This window comes from Desulfovirgula thermocuniculi DSM 16036 (assembly GCF_000429345.1).
Taxonomy (GTDB): Bacteria; Bacillota; Desulfotomaculia; order Desulfotomaculales; family Desulfovirgulaceae; genus Desulfovirgula; species Desulfovirgula thermocuniculi.
Window position 1 is genome coordinate 1 of sequence record NZ_AUBR01000111.1, and the last position, 2,582, is coordinate 2,582.

The following is a 2,582-nucleotide window of genomic DNA, read 5'->3' on the forward strand; positions in this document are numbered from 1 at the left end:
GGCGGAGGTAGACCGGGCCGTCTTCGCCCTCCTGGTGGCCGAGAGGGAACTGGTGGCGGTGCTGGACGAGGCGAAGAGGAAGGGCGTGCGGGGATGGCACTTCGCACGCCGTTTGGAAGGTAGTTGAACGTTTTGCTCGGATGTGGTATTCTAATTTTGAAACTTTCCCGCCCCTCGGGGCGGCGAGTGTGAGGTTTCCTCCGCGCCAGGCGGGGCGAGATCCCCGATAAAAAGAGTGGAGTTGCCCCTCTGTCCGGTACGATCCTACCCGAGGCGATCTGGTAGGTTTCTAATTGCTGGAAAAATTGAATGTTACCGGTGTTACCGGTATGTTACCGGTGTGTTACCGGTGATGTTACCGGTGGCCGGACCGCCGGAAGCCGGATTCCACGCGGGCCCGCGGACCGTGTTACCGGTTTTGAGGGGGGTATATATATACTGGAAGAGGATGACAACACCGGCCGCGAACTGAAAAAAGTCGCAGCGAAAAATACAACAAATTCCTAGAAATGTCGGTTACAAGAAGTTACAGGCAGGTTACAGGCAGGTTACAGGTAGGTTACAAAAGACCCGATCCCGCAAAGCCAGTCCCGGCGCGGGTTTCGCTGGCCCGGTTACAGGTTTTGCGGGGTATATATATACTGGAAGAGAATGGAGGCCGTAGCTCTTGCGGCCTCCTCGCTTTTTCGGGGAGCGTGCCCTGCCCCGGAGCCGCGGATGCACCCGCGGGTCCGGGGGAGGGCATACCTCCAGTCCAACTTCTTCCCCCCATTACGGGGGCGAGTTTTGGGTTCCCCCCTCACGGGGGCGAGGTTAAAGTTTTCCCCCGCACCTGGCGGGGCGAGTAGGGGCCGTCCCGGCAGGCCCGCAGAAAAACACCTTCGAGGAGGTGTTCTGCCCGCGGGCCAGCGCCGGGAGGCCCGCGGGCATTTCGACGATGGGTTGGAGCATGATCAAAATCATCGATGACCCCCTCGACGGGGAACTCCTCATCGCAGGGGGAGAAATCAAGAAAGGCGGGGCCTACATCGCCCGCATCTTGGGACCCGATCCCGTTCGTTACAGGTACGAACGGGAATTCTTGGGGAAGAAGGATTACCGCTTCCCCGGGGCCCCGAAGGGTACGGTCGTGGTGAAGGTGCCCCTCCGGGATCTCCGGGAGGGCGACCTCCTGGAGATCAGGGCGGGCGGCTCCTGGAAGAACGAATACAGGGACTTCTACGTCTTCCAAGGGCGCGACGTCCGCCCCATTTCGGAGGAAGAACTAAGAAGACGGCTCGCCGAGAGGCTGAAGCAAGAGGTTTCCCGGTAGAGCCGTAGCTGGGCCGCTCCCCCTGGCCCGCGGTCCCTGCTTTCCAAACTTCTGGAAAGGAGGGAGGCGCGGGCCGACGGGGGAGTCCGCGCCGACGGTGGTGTTGTTGCTACTAACTTTGATCTTAGTAGCCGCGGCCGCCAGGGTGGGCCTGTGGGCCCTCCTGCAGGCGCGCGCCGCGCGGGCGACCCGGTAACCCGTCCCCGAAAATTTTCAAGGAGGTGCACGGGGGCGGGAGGCACCGGGAACCCGCCCCCAGTCATAATGAAAGAAAAAGAAACTATTATTTACCTCCAGGGCGACGACGCCCTGGAGTTCGGGAGGAGCGGTTACTGCGAGGCCTGCCTGCGCCCGGCGCGGGAGTGGGCCAAGCAAGACCGGTACGGTTGCTTCGAGGTCCACGCGGATCTCGACCGGGAGGGGAACCTGGTGGGGTTCCTCTGCCCGGAGTGTGCTAGTCGGCCATAAAAAGATGTGTCAGGAGCCGCACCGCCCGGCGACACCGGCTCGGACCGGGGCACCGCCAGGCCACGGAGGAGTATCCCCGCCCGACCGGGCGACACCGCACGGACGGGGCACCGCCCGGCGACGGGGGCCAAGCCGACCAGCGAGGAGTTGAAAAGGCCGCCCGGATCCGGCCCGCAAAAACCAATCGCGGAAAGGGGCGTGATTGGGGAAAGCGGGCCGCCGGGGACCCGCGAGTACCTGTTTTAAGATATGCTGGCGTGTTATAATACTCCTGGGGTGATGAGCGTGACGACAAGAGTCGAGCGCTTGTACCAGGAGATAGAAAAACTTGAACCCGTAGAATTGCAGGAGTTGCTGAACAAAATGGCGGACAGGATAGAATTGCTGGGTTGGCTGAAGCTGGCCGAATCCGCCTTCTCTGATTGGGAGAACGAGGAGGACGTGGTGTATGACCAGCTTTAGCCCAGGCGACATCATTCTGGTGCCGTTTCCGTTCAGCAACTTGAGCGGGGAGAAGAAGCGCCCCGCTTTAGTTTTGGCTGTGGCTGAAAGATGGGGAGAGTTAGTCTGCGTGATGCTGACTTCCTCCCCTAAAGCCAGAAGCGAAGTCCCGCTGAAGCAGTGGAAGGAAGCAGGGCTTCCGAAGCCTACAGTGGCAAGGGTTCACCGACTCTTCACCATCGATGAGCGGATCGTGATAAAAAAGTTGGGCAAGGCTGAGTTAGAAGACTTCAAAGAAATCCTCTCATCGGTCGTGGCAGCGTTAGTGAGAGGGCGTATATAGGTGTAGAGTAGAACTAAT

General features: G+C 60.4%; 4 protein-coding genes. All 4 read left to right on the forward strand.

Features of this window, described 5'->3' with window-relative positions:
• The first annotated feature begins 937 nt into the window (after positions 1-937).
• A complete protein-coding gene (locus tag G454_RS0114945; protein ID WP_156896850.1) occupies positions 938-1,312 on the forward strand; it encodes a hypothetical protein in 375 nt (124 codons plus the stop codon).
• Between the two features lie 264 nt (positions 1,313-1,576).
• The gene (locus tag G454_RS0114955) at positions 1,577-1,780 is read left to right on the forward strand and encodes a hypothetical protein (RefSeq protein WP_027719217.1); all 204 of its coding nucleotides are present in this window, start codon (positions 1,577-1,579) and stop codon (positions 1,778-1,780) included.
• Between the two features lie 285 nt (positions 1,781-2,065).
• On the forward strand, positions 2,066-2,242 hold the full coding sequence (locus tag G454_RS0114960) for a hypothetical protein (protein WP_156896851.1): 177 nt from the start codon (positions 2,066-2,068) through the stop codon (positions 2,240-2,242).
• Complete coding sequence (locus G454_RS19650) at positions 2,229-2,564, forward strand: type II toxin-antitoxin system PemK/MazF family toxin (protein ID WP_051276548.1); 336 nt, start codon at positions 2,229-2,231, stop codon at positions 2,562-2,564. The genes G454_RS0114960 and G454_RS19650 overlap by 14 nt, the downstream gene beginning before the upstream one ends.
• Positions 2,565-2,582 lie beyond the last annotated feature (18 nt).